The sequence below is a fragment of the Pyxidicoccus xibeiensis genome (genome assembly GCF_024198175.1).
Taxonomy (GTDB): Bacteria; Myxococcota; Myxococcia; order Myxococcales; family Myxococcaceae; genus Myxococcus; species Myxococcus xibeiensis.
On the sequence record NZ_JAJVKV010000013.1, the window covers coordinates 294832 to 317960 of the forward strand.

The following is a 23129-nucleotide window of genomic DNA, read 5'->3' on the forward strand; positions in this document are numbered from 1 at the left end:
GTGTTCCTCCTGGGGCGGCGCGTGGCCACCCGCTCGGGCTCAAGTGGGCTTTCAGGACTTCTGGTCGAGCGTCTTCTGCTGGATGCGGAAGATGACGAACTCGGCCGGCTTCACCGGGGCGATGCCCACCAGGCAGAGCAGGCGCCCGTTGTCGATGTCGTCCTGGGTCATCGTCGTGCGGTCGCACTTGACGAAGTACGCCTCGTTGCGCGTCTCGCCCTGGAGCATTCCCTCGCGCCAGAGCCGGTCCAGGAACTGGGTGATGGTGGCTCGAACGCGGGCCCAGAGCTTCTCGTCGTTGGGCTCGAAGACGACCCACTGGGTGCCCTCGTCGATGGACTCCTCGACGAAGATGAAGAGGCGCCGGACGTTGACGTACTTCCAGGCTCCGTCCGAGGACAGCGTGCGGGCGCCCCACACGCGCAGGCCGCGGCCGGGGAAGGAGCGCAGCGCATTGACGCCGCGGGGGTTGAGCAGGTCCTGCTCCCGCTTCGTGATGTCGATTTCGAAGCCGGAGATGCCGCGCACCACCTCGTTGGCGGGAGCCTTGTGCACGCCGCGCTCCACGTCCGTGCGGGCGTAGATGCCGGCGACGTGTCCGGAGGGCGGCAGCAGCACGTCGCGCCGGGCGGCGAAGTCCCGGCCCATGAGCCACGGGTAGTAGAGCGCGCCGTACTTCGTGTCCACGGGGCCCTTGAGCGTCTCCGGGTCCACCCGCACCTTGACGTCCAGCAGCTTCGCGGGCGGCGGGTCGACGATGGCGAAGCGGTCCTTCAGGCTCTCGCAGTGGGTGATGAGGGCGCCGCGCACGTCGCGGGCCCAGATGCCGGGGGCCATGCAGAGGCTGATCTCGTCGATGTCCTCCAGCGCGGCGATGCCGCTGCGCTGGCCGGGCCCCAGGTCCCTGCCCACGAAGTCATCGGGCACGAGCTGGTCCAGGCGGTCGTCACCCTCGCCCAGCGGAGCCCAGGCCCCGTTGAGCGCGGCGGGGAAGGTGCCCAGCGAGGGCTGCGCGGCCTCCCAGTCCTTGTCCGCGGCCACGCGCACCAGGCGCGAGTCCTGGTTGATGCGGGTGACGAGATGGCTGGGGGAGCCGTCGTTCTTGAGCCGCAGGTTGTCGAACAGCTCGGTGGTGGCGGGCTGGTCCGGGTCCGGCTGGTAGCTCACCTCGACGCGCGCCTCGATGAGGCGGGCCACGTCCACGTCCGTGAGGGTGCCCGCCGGCAGCGCGGGCTCCACCGTGACCTGGCTGCCCACGCGGGATTCCACCTGCACGACGTGGCGGTCCTTGCCGTCGTCCACCTCCAGCAGGGCGCCCTCGTAAAGGCGCGAGGCGTTGGCCACGTTCAGCACCTTGGGCGCCGCCGGGTCCACCGCCATGCGCAGGCGCCGCACCGCCGTGCCCGCGGCGAGCGCGTCCCTGGCGGCGGGGGTGATGGTGAAGGTGTCGCCCGCCGCGTTCGACAGCTTGTAGGCGCGGCCCTGGATGAGGACCTTGTCGTTGTTGGCGAAGCCCGCGGGCACCTTGAGCTTGAGCTGGGTGGCATCCTTCGCCACGGCGTCCACCAGCTCCGTGTTGGCGGCCGGAGCACCCGCGCCGCCCGGGAAGGGCAGCAGCGCGAGGCTGGTGGCCACGGAGGCCCTGACGCGCACGGCCAGCGCATTGCCCCAGTCGCCCACGGCGAACGCGCGGAAGGTGAGCGAGGGCTTGTCGATGAAGACGTTCGTCCCGTTGGGCGCGCCCGGTGGCTCCTGCACGGCGAGCACCCAGCCGCCCGGGGCCACGTCGCCGTCCAGCCCCTTGTCCAGCTTCACGGTGGCCGCGGCGGCGTCATGGGACTCCACCGTGAAGGGGCCTTGCGGCGCCCCGGCGCCATCCGTGCGCACCAGCAGCACCTTGGCGCCCGTGGAGATGCCGGTGAGCTGCGAGACGCGCGCGAGCTCGATGTCCTGGTCGCCCTTCTTGGACGCCGTGCGCAGGTCCAGGTAGAGGCCCTGCTTGAGCACGGCGGAGGACGCCTGGGCGCCTTCCTTCACGCTGGGGTCCGCGGGGGGAGGGCCCGAGGCCACCACGCGCTTGACGTAGAGCCGCTGCCCGCCGTTGTCGAAGAAGCCCTTCACGGCCAGGGGGAAGCGCCAGAAGTGGCCGCCCGCCTCCATGTCCTCCCAGCGCTGGATGACGCTCGGGTCCCTGGGTTCGGGGAGCAGCCCGCCGAAGGTGCGCTGGAACTCGGCGAAGCTGGTGACCAGGACGGGACGCCCATCGCTGGGCCCCATCGCGGTCACCCCCACGGCGCCAGCGGTGCTGGTGGAGACGCCCTCGATGGGCTTGGGACCTGCGTCGACCTCTTCGACGTAGACACCCGGGCTCAGGTATTCAGGCATGCGGTTTCCTCGTGCGTCAGCGGAGGGTGAAGGTCACGGCGGAGGTGAGCGACTGGGGCAGGGTGATGGTGGCGATGTCCGCGCGGCCCTGGCGGTCACTCACGTGGATGGAAGCGGTACCGGGGCTGGCCTGGCGCAGCGGTAGCGCGAAGGCGCCCTTTGCATCCGTGAGCACCCGCTCGCGTGGGCCATGGCCCAGCAGGGCGTCGCGCACCGGCCGGTGCTGCGCGTCCTCCACCGTGCCCCGGAGTACCGGGATGCGGGGCTCGAAGGGGTAGGCCACGGACGGGTAGAGCAACAGCCTCAGCGGCGCGGCTGGCGGCGGGGGCGGGCCGCGGTCGTCGTACGGTTGGATTTGCAGCGGCTCGTCGTCGCGGCTCTCGCGGAAGGCGGGCACGTACAGCTCGGTGTCCACGGTGAGGCGGTAGCGCACGGGCGCGACGCCCTGCGCGAAGCGGCGGTGCTCCAGCCCCGACCACGCGAGGATGCCCGAGGGAGTGGACACCGGGGGCGTGCGGACGCGCTGCCAGGTGCCGGCGGGGCCCTCGCGCTCCAGCACCAGCCGCGGAGCGGCCAGCGGCGGTCCGTGGGTGTGGTGGTCCCACGGCTGCACGGCGAGCGAGATGGGGCTCCAGTCAGGAGACTCGGCGCCAGGCGTCCAGCGGATGCGGGAGAGGCGGGGACGGGAAGCGGGGCTCATGCATCCACCTCCGGCCGTGGCTGCAGCGAACCCACGCCCCGCGAGCGTACGGTGGAGCGCTGCTGCTCGACCCGCGAGGCGATGCGCACCACCCGGACCTCGTAGAACAGCGACAGGCGGTAGGGACGGGTGAGGCTGTTCCAGACGCGGAACTGGTCCTCGAGGTTGACGGGCACCATGGCCAGGTGGAGGGCTTCGTTGCCGGCGTTCAACGAGCCACGCAGCGCGGGGCCGGTGACGATGGCGTTGTCGTGGAGCGACTGCATCGCCTGGCCGAGGATTCGCTGGTTGTCCTCCTGCTTCGTCGCCCAGGGCGTCAGCATGTAGTGGACGGCCAGCGCCAGGGGAGGCCGCTGGAGGGTGGCCTTCGTGCCGGTGGTGCGCACGTCGGCCGGGCGGTTGCGCGTGTGTCCGTCCTCGCGGATCTGGAACAGGAACATCGTGAGCAGGTTCGCCGTCGCCGGCGCCGCCTGCAGGTCATCCAGCCGTACCTTCGTGCCGAGGTTGGAGAGGCCCTCGGTCAGCAGGTCGACGAGTGTCTGGGATACGTCGGCAATCGCTGTGAAGTCAGCCACTCGTTCCCCCGGCATGCCGGCCCCGCCTGTCCGCTGGCCGACGCTCCCTTGAGCAACCGCCGTACCAGGAGCGAAGAGGCGGGGAGCTGAAAGGAATTCGAGGGTTTGCGCTCGGCGCCGGGGGCGTCATGCCTGGGAAGGGGATGGAGAAATCGATCCACCTGACAAAGACAAACCCCCGGAATCCCATCCGGGGGGTGGATGTTTTTGTCCATCAATGGCTATTCACACACCTTCGCGGTGCGCGCGGTGCGCGCGGGCGTCATTGCGCGGGTGGAGGTGGGGCGTCAGCCTGGAGAGGCGGTGAGGCCGTAGCGGCGCATCAGCGCGAAGAAGGCCCGGCGGTGCTTGCCGCTGGCGCGGGCCGCGGCGGCGATGTTCCCGCCGTGCTCGTGCAGCTTCTCCTCGATGTAGGCACGCTCGAAGGCGCTCACGAGCCGCTTCTTCGCGGCCTTCAATGGCTCGTGGGCGAAGCTGGGGGCCGGCTCCTCCTCGACGGGCTCGGGGAGTGGCGCGAGCGCGGGGATGGAGACGTCCCGGACCGGCTCGGCCAGCTCGTGGAGGAGGGGCAGTTGCTCCACGTCCACGGTGGCGCCGGGATAGGTGCACAGCACGTAGCGGGCGCAGTTCTCCAGCTCCCGGACGTTGCCCGGCCAGTCATACGCCAGCAGATGCTCCCGGGCCCGTGCGGTGAAGCGCACGGGGGCCTTGCCGTACTCGGCCGAGTACTTCTGGAGGAAGTGGTCGAAGAGGGTGGGGATGTCCTCGCGCCGCTCCTTCAGCGAAGGGACGCGCAGGGGGAGCACGCGCAGGCGGAAGAAGAGGTCGGCGCGGAAGCGCCCGGCCTGGACCTCCGTCAGGAGGTTCGCGTTGGTGGCGGCGATGATGCGCACGTCCGCCCGCCGTGGACGTGCATCCCCCAGCGGCCGGTACTCCTTCTGCTGGATGAGCCTGAGCAGCTTCACCTGGTTGGACGGGTGCATCGCGTCGATCTCGTCCAGGAAGAGCGTGCCGTGCTCCGCCTCGGCCACCAGCCCGGTGGAGTGTCCGCGGGCGCCCGTGAAGGCACCTCCGACATGGCCGAACAGCTCGTTCTCGAAGAGCTCGAGCGGGAGGGCGCCGCAGTTGACCGGCACCAGCGGGTAGCGGGCGCGGGCACTCTGTTCATGGATGAGCCGCGCGTACAGCTCCTTGCCCACGCCGCTCGGGCCCATGATGAGCACCTCGGCGTCGGTCGAAGCGGTTGCGCTCGCCAGCTCGATGAGCCGGTGGTGCGTGGCACTGCTGCCGATGACGACAGTCACCCTGGTCTCCCCCCGCTACTTCAGAAGACAGACGATTCCGTGAGGAACCTTGCAATCCTAGCAATAACCGATCTGCAGGAACTCTGACGTCACACGGTGTGAGTTCTTACATCCCAAAAGTGCGTGTGTGTGTTTGTGATCCTGTCTTCCAGGGCAGGGTCCTGGAGGGGCGGCCCGCCGGAGAGAGGCCACGGCGACCGTCAGGCGGTTAATGTGGAGTGTCATGGTCCAGAAAGGTCAGTTCCTGGAGCGCGCCACGCTCGTCCCGGTGGGTCGCGAGGTGATGGAGGGCACGGCCCACCGGGGCACCCGGGCACCGCCGCTCTTGGTCATCCCCCCGAGGCCGGACGAGGGGGGCGGCATGGACCACGTCCTCGCGGCGGAGCTCGTCTGGGCCGCGGCCAACGCGGGCTTCCCCACGCTGCGCTTCAATCACCGGGGCGTGGGGGCCAGCCAGGGCACGCGGGGGAAGGACCTGGCGCTCCTGGAGGACGCCGAGGCCGCCCTGCGCATGCTGATGGAGAACGCGGGCACGTCGGCGGTGGCGGTGGCCGCGCTCCACGGCGGGGCGCAGGTGGCCGTGGCGCTCCAGCGGAAGCACGTCTCCGTGGGGGGACTGTGCCTGGTGGCGCCGGCGGACATCGACCCCGCCATCCTGGGGCAGGTGACGTGTCCGCTCCTGGTGGTCCAGGGGGAGACGGACGCTCGCCTGCCCCGGGCCGCGGTGTCGGCCGCTATCGTCCAGGCGGGGGGCGACTTAGAGGTCATCGACGACGCGGGGGCGACGTTCCAGCGCAACCTCCCCCAGGTAGGACATGCCGTGGCAAGCTGGCTGCGCAAGCTCTCCGGCGGATGACCGATGCCTCCGTAACCCTCTGGACTTCTTCACGTTTCTTTACCCCCTCCGACTTGCACGGCGGGAGAGGGGGCGTACAGACTGCGAGTGCAGACCCAATCGTTCCGTCGTTCGTTCGTAGGGGTCTTTTGGAAGAGTGCCTCGTTCCTCAAGGAGTAGCCCGATGCGGATGCAGCGATGGACCCTGGGTGGCGCGGTACTGGCCCTGACGCTGGCGACCGCCTGCGCCTCCGACAAGCGCGAGGACGCGGCGCCTCCTCCGGCCGAGTCGCTGGACCTCCAGGCCGCGGACGTGGTGGCGGGCGCCATCGTCGTGGACTTCAAGGACGGGACGACCAAGGCGGAGTTCGACGCCCTGGAGGCCGACTGGGGCGTGGACCTGGAGCTCAACTCCGTGGAGAGCGCCGACGAGGCCCTCACGGTGGCGGTGGGCGTGGACGACGTCGAGGGCGTGCTCGCGCGCATCCGCCAGCACCCTGGCGTCGAGGCCGCCGAGCCGCTGATGGAGGTCCGTGCCAGCTTCACCCCGAACGACCCCCGCTACGCCGAGCAGTGGAACCTGAAGATGATCGACATGCCCAAGGCGTGGGAGCGCAACCACGGCAAGGGCGTGGTGGTGGCGGTGCTCGACACCGGCATCGCGTACGAGGACCACGACGAGTTCAAGCAGGTCCCGGACCTCAAGGGCGTGAAGTTCGTGAAGGGCTTCGACTTCGTGAACGACGACGAGCACGCCAATGACGACCACGGCCACGGCACGCACGTGGCGGGCACCATCGCGCAGGCGACCAACAACCGCGAGGGCGTGGCGGGCGTGGCCTTCGAGGCGACGCTGATGCCAGTCAAGGTGCTGAACCACTTCGGCGGCGGCACCACGTCGGACATCGCGGACGCCATCCGCTTCGCGGCGGACAAGGGCGCCAACGTCATCAACATGTCCCTGGGCGGCGGCGGGTACTCGCAGGTGATGGCGAGCGCGGTGGAGTACGCGCGCAAGAAGGGCGTCACCGTGGTGGCGGCGGCCGGCAACGGCGGGCGCGCGCGCGTGGAGTTCCCCGCGGCCTACCCGGGCGCGGTGGCGGTGTCGGCGGTGGGGCCGGAGGGGACGCTCGCGCCGTACTCGTCCTATGGCAAGGAGCTGGACATCGCGGCGCCGGGTGGCGACAAGCGCCGGGGCGACCAGGGCGGCATCCTCCAGAACACCATCGACCCGCGAGATCCGTCGCGCTCCGTCTACGCGTCCTACCAGGGCACCAGCATGGCCACCCCGCACGTGGCCGCGGTGGCGGCGATGCTGTACGCGGCGGGCGCCAAGGGGCCGGACGAGGTGGAGAAGGCGCTCTACGCGGGCGCGAAGAAGATGGAGGGCCAGGCGTGGAGCGAGCAGTACGGCAACGGCCTGCTCAACGCGGAGGCCTCGCTGGCGGCGGTGCGCGGTGGGATGTCCCAGTGGCCGCCGCTGTACTGGGCGCTCGCGTTGCTGGCGTTCATCCTGTTGACGCTGCGCGGGGGCGCGCGGCCGGGCTTCCTCAACGTGCTGTTCAAGCCGGCCTTCCTGCTGCCGCTGCTGCTGTCCACGGTGGGCGCCTTCTTCCTGCGCAACTGGTTCGGTGGCGCGGAGGGCGCGGCGGGTGACGTGGTGCAGGTGGCCTCGCTGCCCATCCCCGACTGGGAGCGCATCATCTTCGGCCGTGGCAAGACGGTGAGCCCGCTGTTCTACAGCGCGCTCATCCCGCTGCTGCTGTCGCTGCCGGCCATCAAGTGGCGGGGCCTGCGTCCGGCCATCGGCGGCATGGCGCTCGGCTTCGCCGGCTTCCTGGCCTACTCCGCGTGGGCGGGGGCTCCGGCGCTGGCGTGGATGCCCTTCACCTTCCTGGCGAAGCCCTGGCTGGGCTTCAACACGGTCATCTGCCTCGTCATCGGCCGGGCGATGCTGAAGAAGGAGGAGACGTGAAGCTGACCGGACGCGTCGTCTTCCGCGACATCGAGACGGGCGTATGGGTGCTGGAGGGCGACGACGGCACCACGTACCAGCTCGCCGGCGGGGACCGGAAGATCAAGAAGGACGGCCAGCGCATCGAGGCCGAGGGCAGCGTGGACCGGGACATGCTCACCAGCGCCATGGTGGGCCCCGTGTTCCACGTCAGCTCGTATCGCTTCGTCTGAAGTCCTGAAGCCCGGGCGGGCGGGATGACGCGCCGCCGGGTCAGGGCTGCTTCTGGCGGCTCGTGGCCTGGCGGTGCGCCTGGATCTGCCGCAGGCGCTCCTCGTGGTACGCCTCCATCGGCACGTCCCCCCGGCGAGCGCCGGCCCGGAGTGCGTCGAGCGCCGAGCGCTCCGCCTGGAGCCCGGGGGGCGCGTCCTTCTCGAGTGAAGGCAGCGGGTGCTGGGCGTCGTAGTAGTTGAGGGAGATGCCGCGAGCATCCACCGCTGCCAGCAGCCCCAGCGACACCGTGGCGCCCGCCACCCAGGGCAGCAGCAGCGTTGCGAAGGACGGCACCGGGCCGGGCTGCCGCGCGTTTTCTGGAGCGGCCTCCGTGCCCCGTCCCCAGACAGCGGGGAAGTGGCGCGCGGCGGACATGAGCCCCAGCAGCGCCACCCAGCCCAGGCCCGCGAGCGCCAGCACGGCGCGCGGGTCCGTCTCCGCCTCGCTGGCCTCCGGACCCATCGCCTTCGCGACGAGGAAGGCCACGGAGGACACCGCGTTGTTGGCGGCGTGCGCGCCGATGCTCGGCCACAGCGAGCCCGTGCGCAGGTAGAGCCACCCGAACAGCAGGCCCAGCTCCACGCGGGCGACGAAGCCCACCGGGTCCAGGTGGAACGCGCTGAACACCACCGAGGAGATGACCAGCGCGCGCACCGGTGACGCCGGGCGCGCGGGGGTGAGCCCCTTCTGGAAGATGCCCCGGAAGAAGAACTCCTCGCACAGGGGCGCGGCCACGGTGACGCCCGCGAGGATGAGGGCCAGCTCCACGCTCGTCTGTCCCTGGAAGAGGCGCGAGCCGTCGAAGAGTTTTGTCAGCCACTCGGGGGCGACCTTCTGGGCCAGGAACTGGATGGGCACCACCAGCGCGAAGAAGTTGGCCACGCCCAGCAGGAAGCCGAAGACGGTGGACGCGCGGGGCACGGGCGTCAGGCCCGTGTAGACGGCGGGCCGCCACCTGGCGAAGCGCAGCATCACCCAGCCCAGCGCCAGGAAGACGAACAGCTCCGTGAACCAGATGCCGAACGCCGGGTTGAGGAACTGCACGGTGCCGCCCACCAGGATGAAGAGCGCCAGCCCGAGCGCCGCGCTGCCCACCGCCAGCGTGCGGGGACTCATCGACGGCTCCGGGGAGGGAGGCTCGGGCGGCCGTGAGTCGCTGGGAGCGGAGTCTTCCACCTGTTCGTCTCCTTGCTGCGCAAAGCTGAACTGCCCTGGACTGGGGATTCCTATCCTGTCGGCGCCTCGTCGTCCTTCTTCCTGGCTCGGACCTCGCGGCGGACGTGGTGGCGGTGCTCGCGGAGGCCTGGGAGGGCGCAGGACGAGCGGGCCGGGGGCCGGGCTATATCCGCGTGTAGAGGAAGCTCTCCGTGACGGGCTTGCCACCCTCGTCGCCCTCGATGCGGGCCGTGAGCCGGTCCTGTGACTCGCGCTGGTAGCGGATGCGCTTCGGGTGGTCGTGCGCGGGATTCTCGAAGAGGGCTTCCCCTTCCGCGCAATGCACGAGCTTGAACTCCACGCCTGGGCGGGCCTTCGGGTGGGCGATGTAATAGAGCCCGTCGGCCCGCGCCTCGATGCGCAGGTACTCGAAGAACACCGTCCTGCCGCCCGAGACGTAGCGGCTCATGCCGAGCATCGAGTTGCCCGCCGCCCGGGTCCAGTGCTCGTCCACGACTCCCGGGCCGGACGCCCCCTGCCAGTCGCCTGCCAGCCATGCCACGTCATCGATGGACGCGCCACACGTGGAGGCACGGGCCTGGGCCTCGGGCAGGGGGCGGACGGCGCTCCGGCACGAGGGCAGGGCGGTGGCGCAGAGCACTCCCAGGACGAGCGGTGGCAGCGGCATGCGTCGAGGCATGCCGGCCATCCTCACACGGGCCCTTTCGGGCCGCACCGTGCTTCCGTCCAGGTTCAGCGCTTCAGGTACTCGCGGATGTCGTCGGCGAGCTGCTTGCGGGCCTCGGGCTTCTCGGCGGAGGGGCCGAGCTGGAGCTTCTTGTCCTTCTCCGCGAGGTACTTCTGGTCCTGGAGGTACGCCACGGCGTTCTCCAGCGTCACCTTGGCCAGGGACTCGGCGGCGGTGATGCGGCCCGCGTGGTACTCCGCGCGGCCCGTCTCCAGGGCGAGCTTGATGAAGGCCTTGCGGTCCTCCGCCACGCCGTTGGCCACGTCCTGCAGCGTGAGGGCCGCCAGGAGGTACGCCTCCAGGTAGTCGCGCAGCAGGTCCGCCAGGAACTCCAGCTCCGGGCGGGCATGGGGCTCGGGGGCCAGCCGCAGTGAGTCACCCTCCTGCAGCACCAGGCCCATGCGCACCAGCCGCTCCACCGTCTCGGCGAAGATGGTGTCGAAGGTGGTGCCCACCCGGTAGATGAACTCCACCTTGAAGAGGCGGGACAGGAACAGCGCGCGAGCCTTCACCGCGTCGTACGGCGAGGGGGCGCCACCCGCCGCGAGCAGCGCATTGGCCACGAGGCTGCGCGCGGCCATCAGGTTCATCAGCGTGTTCTTGTAGAAGGACATCTCCGCGCGGCGCGAGTCCTCCACCTGGTAGATGACCTCGCCGCGCGCCTCCTGCGTGCGCACCATCTCGTCGGCGATGAAGGTGCGCATCGCGTCCTGGATGGGGCCCATCGTCTCCGGGTTGCTCGGCGCGTTGCGCAGCTCCACGGACACGGGTGAGCCATCCTCCAGGGCGATGCGGCGCAGGATGCTGATGCGGTCCGCCATCTCCCGCTGCGTCAGTCCGCGCCGGCGGTGTGACAGCAGGGCCGTGCTCACCAGCGCGTGCGGCGTGATGGTGGACACCTTGCTGATGCCGTACATCACGCGATTGCCCAGCGCGCGCACCAGGCCCTTCTTCTGCTCGTCGGTGACGGGCTCGTCGGGATTGAGCCCGCGCGCCAGCATGAACTCCCGCAGGGAGATGGGCTCGTCGAAGCCCAGGTGGATGCGCCCATAGCGCGCCGCCAGGACCTTGGGAGTGCTCAGCAGCGCCTTGAGGTCCTCGGGCTTCTTCTCTCCGCCAGCCAGCTCCTTCGAGTAGCTGCCGGACTCCACGACCTTCTCGTAGTCGATGGCGACGGGCACGAAGTGCAAGTCGTTGCGCGCGCCCTCCAGCACCGACTCCACCTGCCAGGTGAACATGCCCAGCTTGGGCGTCAGCAGCTTGCCGGTGCGCGAGCGCCCGCCCTCGGGGAAGAACTCCTGGTGGGTGCCGTCATGGACGAGCTTGCGGACGTACGCCTTGAAGGACGCGGCGTAGACCTTGTCGTCCTTGAACGAGCGCCGCAGGAAGAACGCGCCGCAGCGGCGGAAGATGGTCCCCAGCGGCCAGAAGGACAGGTTGGCGCCCGCGGCCACCAGCGGCACCGCGAAGCCGCGGTTCCACAGAATCCAGCTCATCACCAGGTAGTCGACGTGGCTCTTGTGGCTGGGGCACAGGACGAGGGGCGCCTTGCCGGCGGCCTTGAGTGCGCGGTGCAGGCCCGCCTCGTCCACTTCGATGCCGTCGTAGATGCGGTTGAACACCCACTCCAGCACGGGCGAGATGAAGGCCAGCGTGGTGGGGCTGGGGCGCGCGGCGATGGCCTCCAGGTTGCGCCGCGCCTCACGGATGACGCTCTCCTGCTTGCGGCCCGTCGCGGCGGCATGCTCGTCCAGCACCTTGCGCAACTGCCTGTCGCGCAGCGTCTCGTCGATGACTCGGGCCGCGGGCTTCACGGGCGGGCCGAACACGGCGCGCGTCTCGCGGGCCAGGTGGACATGGAGGGTGCTGCGCACCTTGCGCGCGAGCACCTCGTCTGAGTCCCTGGGATTCAGCTCCACGAAGCGCCGCAGGTCGATGGGCTCGCCCACGCGGAACTGCGCGCGCTTGTAGTTGCGGAAGAAGGCGAGCATCGAGTGCAGGAAGCCCGGTGCCTCCGGGCTGCCGAAGACGATGTCCACCCAGTTGGGCTTGAGGCGCGCGGTGCGCTTCTCCCAGATGAACAGCTCCGGCACCAGGAACACCGGCCGCTCGGACTGGCGCGCCATGGCCACCAGGGCGGGGAAGGGGTCCTCGGGCGTCTCCTTCCCGGAAGGGTGCAGCAGCGCCGTCTTGCGCAGGAAGACGAGCCCGCTGCCGCCGCTCTGCCGGGCGTACTCGAAGCGCTGCGCGTAGTCGCCGCGGTGCTTCGTCTGGCGCCAGGGGCGGGTGAACCAGGGGCGCAGGTTCACCACGCCTCGGACAGGGGGGAGGGCGCGGCGCACCATGGCCCAGGCCAGGTAGAGGAAGTTCACCCAGGCCGTGGAGCGCATGACGTGCACCACGAAGCCCTTGGCGTGAAGGGAGCGGAGCTCGTCTTCCGTCTCGGGGGAGAAGTGCACCCCGTCCAGGTAGCGGGCTCCGAGTGCCCGGCCGATGGGGCCGAACTCTTCCTTCAGCGACGCCTGTCCCTGATTCCCAGTCTGAGTCAGCACGGTGTCCAAGGTAGCCCCCCGGCTACATGTTGTCCGGCGTCGGAATGCCCAGCAGCGTCAACCCGGCCGCGAGCGTAACCCGCGTGGCGTCCGTCAGGGCGAGTCGCGCGGCACGCAGTGCGTCATTGTCCTCGACGATGATGCGCTTCTCGCGGTCCTGGTTGCCCAGCGTGTAGAAGCGGCTGAAGACCGCGGCCACGTCCAGCAGCAGGCGGGCGATGAGACTGGGCTCGTAGTCTTCGGCGGCGTTGCGGACCACCTCTGGCAGCCGCATGATTTCACGCAGCAGCGCCTGCTCCTCCGGCAGCGTCAGCAGGCTCGCGTCATAGCTGGCCGGCGCGCCGCCCCCCTTGCGCAGCACGTTGACGGTGCGGGCGTGCGCGTACTGGAGATAGGCGCCCGTGTGGCCGTCCAGGCTGACCACCTCGTCCCAGTTGAAGGTGTAGTCGCTGGCCCGATTGTGCTTGAGGTCGCCGAACACGACAGAGCCCAGGCCGATCTGCTCGGAGAGCTTGTCGGGGTCGTCGGTGTGGAGCCGGCCCTCCTCGATGTTCTTCTTCACGATGGCCGAGGCGCGCTCCTTCGCCTCGTCCAGTACGTCGGTGAGGTGGACCAGCCGGCCCAGGCGCGTGCTCATGCCGCCAATGCGGCCGAAGGCCACGTGCACGACCCGGTCGGCCCAGGGGTGGCCCATCTCCTTCAGGGTGCGGAACACCTGGCGGAAGTGGAGCGCCTGGTCCTGCGCCACGACGTAGAGCGACTTGTCGAAGTGGAAGCGCTCGTACCGGTCCTGCGCCGCCGCCAGGTCGCGCGTGGCGTACAGGGTGCTGCCGTCCTTCTTCTTCAGGAGGATGGGCGGCTCGTTGTCCGCGTAGGGCAGGTCCACCACCAGCGCGCCCTCGGACTCCTTCACGCCGGGCTTCTTCGCGATCTGCTCGATGACCGCGTCCATCTTCCCCTGGTAGCGGCTCTCGCCCTCGATGTGCTCGAACTCGATGCCCATCCGCTCGTAGATCTTCCGGAAGCCCTTGATGCTGGTCTCCCGGAACTGGCTCCACATCTTCAGGGCCTCGGCGTCACCGGCCTCCATGCGGCGGAAGAACTCGCGGGCCTTCTCGTCGAACTCGGGCTCGGCCTCGGCGCGCTTGTTGGCCTTGACGTACACCTCGACCAGGTGGCCCATGTCGTCGATGCGCGCCGGGTCGCCGTACTCCTGGAAGCCCACGGCCACGAGGCCGAACTGCTTGCCCCAGTCCCCCAGGTAGTTGATGCCCTCCACCTTCCAGCCCAGCGCCCGGTAGATGTTGGCGATGCAGTGGCCGAGGAACGTGGTGCGGATGTGGTGGAAGCCGATGGGCTTGGCGATGTTGGGTGACGAGTAGTCGATGGTCACCGTCTTGCCGCGTCCCGCCTCCGGGTCTCCGCCGTAGGACAGGCCGGCGGCGCGCGCGGCGTCGATGACCTCCGCGGTGAAGGGGAGGGGAGCGAAGCGGGCGTTGACGTAGGGGCCCACCGCCTTGATTTCGAGCCCCGGCACGCTGACCGACTGGGCGAGCCCGGCGGCGATGGCGGGCGGAGCCTTCTTCTGCGCCTTGGCGAGGGGGAAGGTGGCGAAGCTCAGGTCACCGTGCGCGGGCTCGGCGGGCTTGATCTGGGCTTCGATGTCGGAAGCGGGCACTCCCAGGGCGGTGGCGAGGCCCTGGGCGAATGCGGCTCGGTATCGGGAGTAGACGGAAGAGCTCATGGGGACCGCGCGGATACTAGACAAACCGAGGCGCCTTACGGCCACCTCTTGTTCGCTCGCGGTCCATTCCGTGACTCAGGGTATGGCCGGTGCCCGGCGGCTGGGCCGCACCACCGCCGCCACCGTGTCCAGCAGCTTCGGCAGCTGGAGCGGCTTCTCGAAGAAGCCGTCGATGCGCTCCAGCCCCTGGCCCGAGGTGAGGGACGCCACCTCGCTGGCCCCCGAGATGATGTACACGACGATGTCCGCCAGCGACTCGGTGCTCCGGATGAAGCGCAGCACCGACTGGCCGTCCTCCTCGCTGAGCCGCAGGTCCAGCAGGACCATGGCCGGACGGATGTGGGAGAGGATGGAGCGCGCCTCGGAGGCCCCCGAGGTGGCCATCACCCGGTAGCCCTCCTGCTCCAGCACCTGCTGGAGGACCTCGCGGCAGTCGGCGTCGTCCTCCACCAGGAGGATGCCGCCCGACTTGGGCGCCGCCTGCGCCATCTCCGGCGCGCTGACGGCCCCGGCGAACATGGGCAGCACCATCTGGAAGGTGCTCCCCTCGCCGAGCACGCTGGAGGCATCCATGCGCCCGCCGTGCAGGGCGACGATCTTGCCCACCAGCGGCAGGCCCAGGCCGGCGCCCGGGGGACGTGGCATGCCCGGCGTCGCGCGGTAGAAGGCGTCGAAGACGTGCTCCAGCGCCTCGGCGGACATGCCGGGGCCGCTGTCCTTCACCGTCAGCGCGGCGAGCCCGTCCTCGGAGGACACGCGCACCTCCACGGTGTCGTCCGCCTCGCTGTGGTGGATGCCGTTCTCCACGAGGTTGTGGATGGCCTCGGCGATGCGCTCGCGGTCTCCCCGGACGAAGACCTCGGGGCAGGGCGGAATCACCACGCGCACCTTGCAGTGCTCGGCGAGGGCGCCCAGCGCGCGCACGACTTCCTCGGCCACGGCCTTGAGCCCGAAGGGGCGCTGGTTGAGCTGCATCTTCCCGGACTGGAGCCGGGACATGAGCAGCAAATCGTTCACCATGCGCAGCATGCGGTCCGAGTTCCGGTCGCAGATCTGCACCGCGCGGCGCTGGGAGTCCGTCAGGGGCCCCAGCTTCTCGCGCCCCATCATGGCCAGGTAGGACTTGATGGTGGTGAGCGGGTTCTTCAGGTCATGAGAGACGTTGCCGAGCAGCTCCTCGCGGTTCTGCTCGAGGCTCTTGAGGCCGGCGATGGCCGTCTGGAGGTCCTTGTTGCGGCGGGCGCTGTCATCGCGCAGGCGCGCCACCTCGTAGGCGGCGGTGAGCTGGGCGGCCAGCGACTCGAGCAGCGTGTCGGACGGCTCCCGGCGCGCGCCCAGCACCACCAGCACGCCGGTGACGCCGTGGGGGCTCTCCAGGGGGACGGCGACGGTGTCGCCCTCGCGCAGCAGCTCCTTCTGGGCGAACGCGCGGCCCACCACGCCCTCGCCCGGGACGGCGGCGGTGACGCGGTCGTCGTAGCGGCCGCGCACGTGCTCGACATGGAGCTGCTCCCGCGACGGGAAGTGCCGGGCGACGTAGCAGACCTTCGGCTTCAGCAGCGTGTGGATGGTCTGCAGGTGGGAGCGCAGGGCCTCGGTGGGCCCCGCGTTGTCCGTCAGGTGGCGCGCCATTTCCAGCAGGGCGCGGTTGGCGGTATCGGCGTCCACCGGAGGAGCGGGCTTGGCCGGACGACGGGAGGGCTTCTTCGCGATGGGACGCAGCGGCACGACTTCGGCCAGCGGCCCCTTCTTCTTCGAGCGCACGTTGGAATCCTGCTTCAAGTTCCGCGCGCGAGGGAACGGCCCCGGCTGGCGGGGCCATCCAAAGGACAGTGGCCGTGTCGTCTGCCCGACAGCCCGGCTCTCAGACCCGGCGCTGGACGCGGCCGTCCTGGGCGAGGACGTAGGGCTCCACCAGCAGCGGCTCCACCTTCTCGCGGTAGCCGTCCACGGAGAAGCCGCCCTCGACGAGGGCGGCCAGGGCGGAGGTGCGCACCCGGCGGGCCGTCTCGTCGGCGGTGAGCAGCTTCAGCATGGCCTCGCGTGCCGGCTCGTACTTGAAGGCGCCGAGCGCCTTGAGGGCGGCGATCTTCACGTCGTCCTGCATGTCCTCCAGGAAGGGCACCACGACGGGCGGAATCCGCGGGTCCTGCTTGTCGGTGACGTGGTGGAGGAGGACGACCTTCTTCTCCGGGTTGCGCGTGTAGTGGGCAGCCAGGTGCCGGAGCGCCTCCACGCAGGCGCCGATGACCTCTTCCTCCGTCTGCAGCTCGCCCAGCAGGCGCAGCGCCCAGGAGGCGGCGGACTCGCTGGTGCGGAGGAAGTCGAGGATGGGGGGCACGGCGTCCTTGCCGAAGCTCTTGATGAGCTCGAAGGTGTGCTCCTTCTCGTCCGCGTCCGTGGTGAGCGGGTCCACGGTGATGGTGAACCGGCTGAGCAGGACGGAGACGGCCTCGGGGTACTTCATCTCCCCGAGCTGCTGGATGGCCTTCTGCCGCGTGGCGGGGTCTCCGTACTTCTGGGTCACCTTGGGCTTGAGCTTGAGGGCTTTGTCGGGGCCCGAACCGCCCGTGAAGATGTCTAGAAGGCCCATGTGCGCGTCTACTCCGTTTCCCGCGGAAGCGTGGCTGTAGGAGGCGCCGTCTATGACGGGGCGGCGCCCGGGACAAGAGACAAGAGGGTCAGAGCGTCAGCTCACGGCGGACGTCACCCCGGTAGGCGCGTGAAAGGGCCTCGGCCGCGGCCCGGGCCTCCTCGGTCGCCTCCTCGGGGACCTTGACCTGGAGGTGGAGATAGAGGTCGCCCGGCGCGCCGCCCTTGAGGGACGGCACCCCGCGCCCCTTGAGGCGCATGCGGCGGCCGGACTGAGAGTTCGGGGGCACCTTCACCGTCACCTCCCCCTGGAAGGTAGGGACGCGCACGTCCGCGCCGAGCAGCGCCTCCGACACGGTGACCGGCAGGTCGATGTGCAGGTCGTCCGCCTCGCGGCGCACCAGCGGGTGCTCGGCCACGTCCGTCTCGATGTAGAGGTCTCCCGGCGGCCCACCCCGGGGGCCGGCCGCTCCCTGCCCGGGCAGGCGCACCTTGGAGCCTGTCTGCACGCCGGCCGGAATCTTCACTGTCAGCCGGGTCGACTCGTCCTTGATGCCCGCGCCGCCGCACTGGGGGCAGGACTCCATGGCCTTTCCCGTGCCCTGGCAGTTGGGACACACGCCGCTGCCGCCGAAGATGCTGGCGCGCCGGGGGCGGCCGGTGCCGCCGCAGGTGGGGCAGGTGCCCATGCGGCCGGAGTCACCGCGTCCGCTGCAGGCCGAGCAGCGCCCGGGCCGGGTGATGGAGAGCGTCCGCTCGGTGCCGGAGACGGCCTCGGCCAGGGTGAGCTGGATGCGGGCCGTCAGGTCCTCGCCTCGCTCCGGGCCATTGCTCGCCGCGCCGCGCCGGCCGAACATGTCCGCGCCGCCGAAGCCGCCAGCGCCGCCCGCTCGGCCGCCGAACAGGTCGCTGAAGAGGTCGCCCAGGTCGAACCCCTCGGCACCGTAGGGGATGCCGCCCGCGCCGCCGCTCGAGGCGGCGGACTTGTAGGCCCGGTAGGCCTCGGCCTTCTTCTCGTCGAAGCCAATCCGCTCGGCGTCGGGACCGAACTCGTCGTAGAGCTTGCGCTTCTTCGGGTCCGACAGCACCTCGAAGGCGGAGCCCAGACGCTTGAACTTCTCCTCGGCGGCCTTGTTTCCAGGGTTGACGTCCGGATGGTACTGGCGCGCGAGCTTGCGGTACGCCTTCTTGACGTCCTCCGGGGAGGCCGTCCGGTCAACGCCGAGAATCTGGTAATAGTCTTCCGCCATTTGTTCCCGCCGTGGTGTACCTGACTGAACGTAACCAGCCGGTGGGAGGGCGCCAGCACGGAGTGCCTGGTTGGCGCGAGATGTATAGAGTTGCCGGAGGATGAGGGAGGCCATGGCAGCGCCGCGCCGACGTGGAGCGGGTACCTTCTGGCTGGCGGGCTGGCTCCTGCTCGTGCCCGGGATGGGGGCTGGAGCCGCGCCCCCGCCGGACGTCGAGGCCCGGGTGCTGGACCGCGTCGTGGCCATCATCGAAGGGCAGGTCCTCACCCTCAGCGAGCTCCGGTTCGAAGCCCGGGTGGCGCTCGTCCAGCGAGGAGGCGTCCAGGCCCTGGACGCGCCGCTCGACGAGGACACGCTCCGGAGCGCCCTGGAGCTGAGCATCAACCAGCGTGTCCAGGTGCTGAACGCGGACAGGCTGCAGGCGTTCCCCGCCGAGCCGTCGGAGGTCCGCGCGCGGCTGGACGCCTTCCAGGCCCGCCTGGGAGGCGAGGCCGGGCTGCGGCGCTTCCTGGCCCGGCACGACGTGGACCTGGTGGCGCTCGAGAAGGTCCTGGCCCGCGGGCTGCGGGCGGAGCGCATCCTGGACAGCCGCATCCGGCTGAGGGCCCAGGTGGGCGAGACGGAGGTCCGGCGCTACTACGAGCAGCACGCGGCCGAGCTGCCGGCGGACTATGAGTCGGTGCGCACGGCCATCCGGGAGAAGCTGGTGCGAGAGAGATATGGAGCACTGGCGGCAGAAGAGCTGGCCCAGGTGAGGGCGTCGGCGCAGGTCCGCCGGGTGGCCCCCTTCGCGCGGGAGGCGCGGCGATGAGGCGGATGCGCGAGGAGCCCGCGCCGCGGGCGGAGCACGGCTTCATCATCCGGCAGATGATGGTGGAGGACATGCCGGCGGTGATGGCCCTGGAGAAGCAGGCCTTCAAGAACCCCTGGTCGGCGGAGCTGCTCCAGCGGGAGCTCCAGCACGAGTGGTCCACCATCCTCCTGGTGGAGGAACCCCAGGGGGAGGGCGCTCCGAAGCTGCTGGGGCTGGCCATCTTCTGGGTTGTCCACGACGAGGTGCACGTGCTGAACGTGGCCACCGCCCCCGAGCACCGGCGGCGCGGGGTGGCCCGGGCGGTGATGGATGAAGTCCTCGCCCGCGGAAAGGCCCGCCGCTGCACCCTGGCCACGCTGGAGGTGCGCCGGAGCAACGAGGCGGCGCTCCAGCTCTACCGCTCGCTCGGCTTCCGGCCGGTCGGCATCCGGCCGAACTACTACGTCGACGAGGGCGAGGACGCCATCGTGATGGTCCTCGACTTCTAGTCTCACGCGGAGTAGAGCACCGCGCTGCTACAGATAGAGTTCTCCGAGAATGGGGAATGGACCCAGGGGCCCTCGCCGGTTCAATGGCAGGGGTCAGGCCGTGCTTGACACGGAGGGGTCCCTCCCTATACTCGCGACCCTTTCCGTAGTCCTGTAGGTAGATATGCGCCGCCCAGTGTCTCTCTGGCGGTGGCCAACCCGAAGAAGAGGTATCAGTGCCGACCATTAGCCAGCTGGTCCGCAAGGGCCGCGAGAAGCTGAACATCAAGGGCAAGAGCCCCGCGCTCAAGGAGTGCCCGCAGAAGCGTGGCGTCTGCACGCGCGTGTACACCACGACTCCGAAGAAGCCGAACTCCGCGCTCCGCAAGGTGGCTCGCGTTCGTCTGACCAACGGAATCGAGGTCACGTCCTACATCCCCGGCGTGGGTCACAACCTCCAGGAGCACTCGGTGGTGATGATCCGCGGTGGCCGTGTGAAGGACCTCCCGGGCGTCCGCTACCACATCGTCCGTGGAACGCTGGACTCCGTGGGCGTCGCGGGTCGCAAGCAGAGCCGCTCCAAGTACGGCGCGAAGCGTCCGAGCTGATCGCTCGTCACGCCGACCACCTTCGTTTCGCAGTGTTTCCGGACGTCTCGCCCCACACCCTGGGGAGCGTCCTCGGCAGTTCCGCCAGCAGTTCTTGAAGCCCCGTGAGTGCTCTCCGAGAGGAGGGTGGGGCGTAAGGGAAGAGAAGAGATGCCTCGTCGTCGCGTAGTCGCCAAGCGCAAGATTCTTCCGGATCCGAAGTTCCAGGACCGGCTCGTCACCAAGTTCGTCAACGACCTGATGCGGAAGGGGAAGAAGTCCATCGCGGAGGGCGTGTGCTACGGCGCCTTCGCCCTCATCGAGGAGCGCGCGAAGGAAGACCCCCTCAAGACCTTCAAGAAGGCCCTCGACAACGTCAAGCCGGTGCTGGAGGTGAAGAGCCGCCGCGTCGGTGGCGCCACCTACCAGGTGCCCGTCGAGGTCCGTCAGGACCGCCGCGTCGCCCTCGGCATGCGCTGGATCATCACCTACTCCAAGGCGCGTGGTGAGAAGACCATGCAGGAGAAGCTGGCCGGTGAGATCATGGACGCCGCCAACAACCGCGGCAACGCGGTGAAGAAGCGTGAAGACACGCACAAGATGGCCGAGGCCAACAAGGCCTTCGCCCACTACCGCTGGTAGGCCCTCGGGGCTTCGCGGTTGCCGCCCGGATGCAGATGCTGCATCCGGGCGGTTTTGTTAGATGGAGCAGGTTCTCTGAAATCGTCCAGCCGGTGGGTGTCGAGGCCTCCAGGCCCCGCCCCTGGTGCCTGGAGAGGTATTTGAGTCATGGCCCGTGAGCACCCCCTCGAGCGCTACCGCAACATCGGCATCATGGCGCATATCGATGCCGGCAAGACGACGACCACCGAGCGGATCCTCTTCTACACCGGCGCCATCCACCGGATGGGCGAGGTGCACGAGGGGAACACCACCACCGACTGGATGATCCAGGAGCGCGAGCGCGGCATCACGATCACCTCCGCCGCCATCACCGCGTTCTGGAACCGGCGCGACCAGCGCTACCGCGTCAACATCATCGACACCCCGGGGCACGTGGACTTCACCATCGAGGTGGAGCGCTCGCTGCGCGTGCTGGACGGCGCCGTCGCGGTGTTCGACGGGGTGAATGGCGTGGAGCCACAGTCCGAGACGGTGTGGCGCCAGGCGGACAAGTACAAGGTCCCCCGCATCTGCTTCATCAACAAGATGGACCGGGTGGGCGCGGACTTCGACATGTCCGTGGGCACCATCCGCGAGAAGCTGGGCGCGCGCGCGGTGCCCATGCAGCTGCCGCTGGGCACCGAGGACAAGCTCCGCGGCGTCATCGACCTGGTGAAGATGAAGGCCCTGGTGTTCCACGACTCGGAGCAGGGCAGCCGCTACGACGAGGTGGAGATCCCCGAGGAGTTCCGCGACGCGGCGGACACGGCCCGCGCGGCGCTGCTGGAGGCCGCGGCCGAGCAGGACGACGCGCTGACGGAGAAGTTCCTCGAGGGGCAGGAGCTGACCGAGGACGAGATTCGCGGCGCCATCCGCAAGGGCTGCGTGGCGCTGAAGCTGTTCCCGGTGTTCTGCGGCTCGGCGTTCCGCCACAAGGGCGTGCAGCCGCTGCTGGACGGCGTGGTGGACTACCTGCCCAGCCCGCTGGAGATCCCTCCGGTCCACGGCAAGACGCCCAAGGGCGAGGACGCCATCCGCGAGACGCGGGACGACGCTCCCTTCAGCGCGCTGGCGTTCAAGATCATGAACGACCCCGCGTTCCCCTCGCAGACGCTGACGTTCCTTCGCGTGTACTCCGGCCGGCTGGAGGCGGGCACGGCGGTGTGGAACTCGGTGAAGGGCAAGCGCGAGCGCGTCAGTCGCCTCGTGCAGATGCGCGCGGACAAGAAGGAGGAGCTCACCGAGTGCCTCGCCGGCGACATCTGCGCCGTGGTGGGCCTGAAGCTGGCCAGCACCGGTGACACGCTCTGCGACGACAAGCAGCCCATCATCCTGGAGCGGATGGAGTTCCCCGAGCCGGTCATCGACATCGCGATCGAGCCGAAGTCCACGGCGGACCAGGACAAGATCATCCAGTCGCTGCAGCGGCTGGCGATGGAGGACCCGTCCTTCCGCGTGAAGACGAACGAGGAGACGGGGCAGACCATCATCGCCGGCATGGGCGAGCTCCACCTCGAAATCATCGTCGACCGGCTCCTGCGCGAGTTCAAGGTCGACGCCAACATCGGCAAGCCGCAGGTGGCCTACCGGGAGACCATCACCGCGCAGACGGAGATGGAGGGCAAGTACATCCGCCAGACGGGCGGCCGCGGGCAGTACGGCCACATCTGGCTGCGGGTGATGCCCAACGAGCCCGGCAAGGGGTTCTCCTTCGAGAACAAGGTGACGGGCGGCGCGGTGTCCAAGGAGTTCGTGGACGCGGTGAAGGACGGCGTCGCCGAGGCCATGCAGAACGGCCCGGTGGCCGGCTACCCCATGGTGGACGTGAAGGTGGAGGCCTTTGACGGCTCCATGCACGACGTGGACTCCAGCGAGATGGCCTTCAAGATTGCCGGCTCGCTGGCCTTCAAGGACGCGGTGCGCAGCGCCGCCCCGGTGCTCCTCGAGCCCATCATGAACACCGAGATCATCACCCCCGACGACTTCATGGGCGACGTCATCGGCGACCTGAACGGCCGGCGGGGGAAGGTGCTGGGGATGGTGCCCAGGCCGGGCAGGGTGCAGGCCATCCAGGCGCAGGTGCCCCTGGCCGCCATGTTCGGGTACTCGACCGACCTGCGCAGCCGCAGCCAGGGAAGGGCGACCTACACCATGCAGTTCAGTCACTACGCGCCCGCGCCGAAGTCGGCGCTCAATCGGTGACCGCAGGACGCCTGGTGGAGTGCTTGCCGGGCGATTTCAGTTGACGTTGCGGCATGTTTGGAGCAGGACGCACCACCTTCGCAGTTGTTTCCCGAGATTAGACGACGCGCCGGGTCGCTGACCGGCTGCCCCGTGAGGAGAGGTCATGGCCAAGGAGAAGTTCGAGCGCAACAAGCCCCACGTGAACATCGGTACGATTGGGCACGTGGACCACGGCAAGACGTCGCTGACGGCCGCCATCACCAAGGTGCTGGCGAAGACGGGCGGCGCCACGTTCATGGCGTACGACCAGATCGACAAGGCGCCGGAGGAGCGTGAGCGCGGTATCA

The 23129-nt window shown here is 69.6% G+C and carries 20 protein-coding genes; 9 read left to right on the top strand and 11 right to left on the bottom strand.

The genetic code is table 11. The features are described from left to right. Positions 1-51: 51 nt before the first annotated feature. From LXT23_RS39390 to LXT23_RS50505, 4 genes are all read right to left on the bottom strand, one after another. A complete protein-coding gene (locus LXT23_RS39390) occupies positions 52-2385 on the bottom strand; it encodes a phage tail sheath family protein (RefSeq protein ID WP_253985598.1) in 2334 nt (777 codons plus the stop codon). A 16-nt stretch (positions 2386-2401) separates the two neighbouring features. Beyond that, complete coding sequence (locus LXT23_RS39395; RefSeq protein WP_253985599.1) at positions 2402-3085, bottom strand: carboxypeptidase-like regulatory domain-containing protein; 684 nt, start codon at positions 3083-3085, stop codon at positions 2402-2404. Further along, positions 3082-3660, bottom strand: a complete 579-nt coding sequence (locus tag LXT23_RS39400) for a DUF4255 domain-containing protein (RefSeq protein ID WP_253985600.1) — start codon at positions 3658-3660, stop codon at positions 3082-3084. The genes LXT23_RS39395 and LXT23_RS39400 overlap by 4 nt, the downstream gene beginning before the upstream one ends. Before the next feature lie 287 nt (positions 3661-3947). Beyond that, positions 3948-4964 carry a sigma-54 interaction domain-containing protein gene (locus tag LXT23_RS50505; protein WP_253985601.1) on the bottom strand — a complete coding sequence of 339 codons (1017 nt, stop codon included), beginning with the start codon at positions 4962-4964 and terminating at the stop codon, positions 3948-3950. 223 nt (positions 4965-5187) lie between these two features. Here LXT23_RS50505 and LXT23_RS39410 point away from each other — a divergent pair, with 223 nt between their 5' ends. The 3 genes from LXT23_RS39410 (at position 5188) to LXT23_RS39420 (ending at position 7986) form a co-directional block, all read left to right on the top strand. Then, a complete protein-coding gene (locus LXT23_RS39410; protein ID WP_253985602.1) occupies positions 5188-5820 on the top strand; it encodes a serine aminopeptidase domain-containing protein in 633 nt (210 codons plus the stop codon). A 163-nt stretch (positions 5821-5983) separates the two neighbouring features. Further along, positions 5984-7774 carry a S8 family serine peptidase gene (locus LXT23_RS39415; RefSeq protein ID WP_253985603.1) on the top strand — a complete coding sequence of 597 codons (1791 nt, stop codon included), beginning with the start codon at positions 5984-5986 and terminating at the stop codon, positions 7772-7774. Then, complete coding sequence (locus LXT23_RS39420) at positions 7771-7986, top strand: DUF5818 domain-containing protein (protein WP_253985604.1); 216 nt, start codon at positions 7771-7773, stop codon at positions 7984-7986. The genes LXT23_RS39415 and LXT23_RS39420 overlap by 4 nt, the downstream gene beginning before the upstream one ends. Positions 7987-8026: 40 nt before the next feature. Here the strand turns inward: LXT23_RS39420 and LXT23_RS39425 are convergent, their stop codons facing one another. The 7 genes from LXT23_RS39425 to LXT23_RS39455 form a co-directional block, all read right to left on the bottom strand. After that, the gene (locus LXT23_RS39425; protein WP_323379131.1) at positions 8027-9202 is read right to left on the bottom strand and encodes a type II CAAX endopeptidase family protein; all 1176 of its coding nucleotides are present in this window, start codon (positions 9200-9202) and stop codon (positions 8027-8029) included. Positions 9203-9365: 163 nt separating this feature from the next. Next, complete coding sequence (locus LXT23_RS39430; protein WP_253985606.1) at positions 9366-9881, bottom strand: DUF6265 family protein; 516 nt, start codon at positions 9879-9881, stop codon at positions 9366-9368. Between the two features lie 53 nt (positions 9882-9934). Beyond that, a complete protein-coding gene (locus tag LXT23_RS39435; RefSeq protein WP_253985607.1) occupies positions 9935-12490 on the bottom strand; it encodes a 1-acyl-sn-glycerol-3-phosphate acyltransferase in 2556 nt (851 codons plus the stop codon). Positions 12491-12503: 13 nt separating this feature from the next. Continuing rightward, positions 12504-14225: an arginine--tRNA ligase gene (argS, locus tag LXT23_RS39440; protein WP_253985608.1), complete on the bottom strand. Its 1722-nt coding sequence runs from the start codon at positions 14223-14225 to the stop codon at positions 12504-12506. 75 nt (positions 14226-14300) lie between these two features. Continuing rightward, positions 14301-15989, bottom strand: a complete 1689-nt coding sequence (locus tag LXT23_RS39445; RefSeq protein ID WP_253985609.1) for an ATP-binding protein — start codon at positions 15987-15989, stop codon at positions 14301-14303. A 100-nt stretch (positions 15990-16089) separates the two neighbouring features. After that, the gene (locus LXT23_RS39450; RefSeq protein ID WP_253985610.1) at positions 16090-16818 is read right to left on the bottom strand and encodes a HEAT repeat domain-containing protein; all 729 of its coding nucleotides are present in this window, start codon (positions 16816-16818) and stop codon (positions 16090-16092) included. Positions 16819-16906: 88 nt separating this feature from the next. Then, positions 16907-18067 carry a DnaJ C-terminal domain-containing protein gene (locus tag LXT23_RS39455; RefSeq protein WP_253985611.1) on the bottom strand — a complete coding sequence of 387 codons (1161 nt, stop codon included), beginning with the start codon at positions 18065-18067 and terminating at the stop codon, positions 16907-16909. Between the two features lie 112 nt (positions 18068-18179). Between LXT23_RS39455 and LXT23_RS39460 the strand changes: the two genes are divergently transcribed. The 6 genes from LXT23_RS39460 to LXT23_RS39485 all read left to right on the top strand — a co-directional run. After that, positions 18180-18878, top strand: coding sequence for a hypothetical protein (locus tag LXT23_RS39460; protein WP_253985612.1), 699 nt, complete (start codon positions 18180-18182; stop codon positions 18876-18878). Next, positions 18875-19369, top strand: coding sequence for a ribosomal protein S18-alanine N-acetyltransferase (gene rimI / locus LXT23_RS39465; protein WP_253985613.1), 495 nt, complete (start codon positions 18875-18877; stop codon positions 19367-19369). Before LXT23_RS39460 ends, rimI begins: the two co-directional genes overlap by 4 nt. A 215-nt stretch (positions 19370-19584) precedes the next feature. Then, complete coding sequence (gene rpsL, locus LXT23_RS39470; protein ID WP_043408969.1) at positions 19585-19956, top strand: 30S ribosomal protein S12; 372 nt, start codon at positions 19585-19587, stop codon at positions 19954-19956. 150 nt (positions 19957-20106) lie between these two features. Next, positions 20107-20577 carry a 30S ribosomal protein S7 gene (gene rpsG, locus LXT23_RS39475; protein WP_011553340.1) on the top strand — a complete coding sequence of 157 codons (471 nt, stop codon included), beginning with the start codon at positions 20107-20109 and terminating at the stop codon, positions 20575-20577. Positions 20578-20724: 147 nt separating this feature from the next. Continuing rightward, on the top strand, positions 20725-22800 hold the full coding sequence (fusA, locus tag LXT23_RS39480; RefSeq protein WP_253985614.1) for an elongation factor G: 2076 nt from the start codon (positions 20725-20727) through the stop codon (positions 22798-22800). Between the two features lie 145 nt (positions 22801-22945). After that, positions 22946-23129: GTP-binding protein (locus LXT23_RS39485; RefSeq protein ID WP_253985615.1), on the top strand; the 184-nt coding region annotated here is incomplete at its 3' end.

Bases quoted from the DNA above. Each gene is read 5' to 3' on its own strand.
- LXT23_RS39450 (WP_253985610.1), bottom strand. From the start codon at position 16,818: ATGGGCCTTCTAGACATCTTCACGGGCGGTTCGGGCCCCGACAAAGCC.
- rimI (WP_253985613.1), top strand. From the start codon at position 18,875: ATGAGGCGGATGCGCGAGGAGCCCGCGCCGCGGGCGGAGCACGGCTTC.
- LXT23_RS39390 (WP_253985598.1), bottom strand. From the start codon at position 2,385: ATGCCTGAATACCTGAGCCCGGGTGTCTACGTCGAAGAGGTCGACGCA.
- LXT23_RS39410 (WP_253985602.1), top strand. From the start codon at position 5,188: ATGGTCCAGAAAGGTCAGTTCCTGGAGCGCGCCACGCTCGTCCCGGTG.
- rpsG (WP_011553340.1), top strand. From the start codon at position 20,107: ATGCCTCGTCGTCGCGTAGTCGCCAAGCGCAAGATTCTTCCGGATCCG.
- LXT23_RS39415 (WP_253985603.1), top strand. From the start codon at position 5,984: ATGCGGATGCAGCGATGGACCCTGGGTGGCGCGGTACTGGCCCTGACG.
- argS (WP_253985608.1), bottom strand. From the start codon at position 14,225: ATGAGCTCTTCCGTCTACTCCCGATACCGAGCCGCATTCGCCCAGGGC.
- LXT23_RS39430 (WP_253985606.1), bottom strand. From the start codon at position 9,881: ATGCCTCGACGCATGCCGCTGCCACCGCTCGTCCTGGGAGTGCTCTGC.
- LXT23_RS39460 (WP_253985612.1), top strand. From the start codon at position 18,180: ATGGCAGCGCCGCGCCGACGTGGAGCGGGTACCTTCTGGCTGGCGGGC.
- fusA (WP_253985614.1), top strand. From the start codon at position 20,725: ATGGCCCGTGAGCACCCCCTCGAGCGCTACCGCAACATCGGCATCATG.
- LXT23_RS39395 (WP_253985599.1), bottom strand. From the start codon at position 3,085: ATGAGCCCCGCTTCCCGTCCCCGCCTCTCCCGCATCCGCTGGACGCCT.
- LXT23_RS39455 (WP_253985611.1), bottom strand. From the start codon at position 18,067: ATGGCGGAAGACTATTACCAGATTCTCGGCGTTGACCGGACGGCCTCC.